The sequence below is a fragment of the Streptomyces sp. DH12 genome, assembly GCF_020873895.1.
GTDB lineage: Bacteria > Actinomycetota > Actinomycetes > Streptomycetales > Streptomycetaceae > Streptomyces.
The window spans coordinates 1-475 of sequence record NZ_JAHWGT010000878.1; the positions used below are offsets into that span (position 1 = coordinate 1).

The window sequence follows — 475 nt, forward strand, 5'->3', positions numbered from 1 at the left end:
CGACCGGGAGTCGCGGCCGGGGCTCGCCAATCTGCTGGAGATGCTGGCGGCCTGCACCGGCGGTGACCCCGAGGAGCTGGCGGGTTCCTACGACGGGTACGGCGCGCTGAAGAGAGACACGGCGGACGCGGTGATCGAGGTGCTGCGGCCGTTGCGGGAGCGGCACCAGGAGCTGTGCGCGGATCCGGGTTATCTGGAGGGCGTGCTGCGGGAGGGGGCCGAGCGGGCGCGGGGCATGGCGCGGCCGACGGTGGACGCCGCCTACCGCGCGATCGGCCTGCTGCCGGCCGAGGAGGTGGTGGCCGCGGCGCGGTGACGACCGGCCGCGGCCTGCGGGGTCAGCCGTTGTTGCCGGAGGCGAGCTCGCGGCTGCGGTCGCGGGCGGCCTCCAGGGCGGCGATGAGGGCCGCGCGGACGCCGTGGTTCTCCAGTTCGCGGATGGCGTTGATGGTGGTGCCGGCGGGGGACGTGACAT

At 75.4% G+C, this 475-nt stretch carries 1 protein-coding gene and 1 pseudogene; one reads left to right on the forward strand and one right to left on the reverse strand.

Annotation, left to right across the window (positions count from 1 at the left end; all coding sequences use genetic code 11):
• Positions 1–316: pseudogene (locus tag LPA54_RS37565) on the forward strand (tryptophan--tRNA ligase); the annotation flags it as partial.
• A gap of 22 nt (positions 317–338) precedes the next feature.
• Here LPA54_RS37565 and LPA54_RS37570 read toward each other — a convergent pair.
• The coding region (locus LPA54_RS37570; RefSeq protein WP_306806624.1) for a pyrroline-5-carboxylate reductase dimerization domain-containing protein at positions 339–475 on the reverse strand (137 nt) is incomplete at its 5' end.